A 518-nucleotide genomic window follows, 5' to 3' on the forward strand; every position below is an offset into this window, starting at 1 on the left:
GGTGGAAGAGGCGCACAAGCGTGGCCTCAAAGTCTTGATGGATGCGGGTATCAACCATTCTGGTTACTCAACATTGGCGGATCTACAGTTTGATGGTATCGATGTGTTAAAGCCTAATGCCGAACTGCCCAAGAAATGGGGCGACTGGCAACCAAAAGCAGGCGAAAATTGGCATAGCTACCACCAGAATATTGATTATCAGAGTCCGAACTGGGCGAAGTGGTGGGGCGGCGATTGGGTAAGAACCGGCTTGCCGGGTTACCCAGCTCCGGGCAGTAGCGACATTACGATGTCTCTTGCGGGCTTGCCAGATTTCATCACTGAATCCAATAAAACCGTCACGCCGCCGCAATGGTTGTTGAATAACCCTGGTACTCGCGTTGAGGCGCGTGACAATTACACCGTCTCGGACTACCTAATTGAGTGGCAAACTGACTGGGTGAAACGCTTTGGCATTGATGGTTATCGCGTCGATACGGTGAAACACGTCGAAGGCGATGTGTGGAAACGCTTGAAAG

1 protein-coding gene is annotated in these 518 nt (G+C 51.5%); it reads left to right on the forward strand.

Annotation, left to right across the window (positions count from 1 at the left end):
- Nucleotides 1-518 (forward strand): alpha-amylase family glycosyl hydrolase (locus R7Z50_RS31075; RefSeq protein WP_318150223.1); only part of this gene is annotated, 518 nt, incomplete at both ends.

It is taken from the genome of Vibrio sp. 1249-1 (assembly GCF_033340495.1).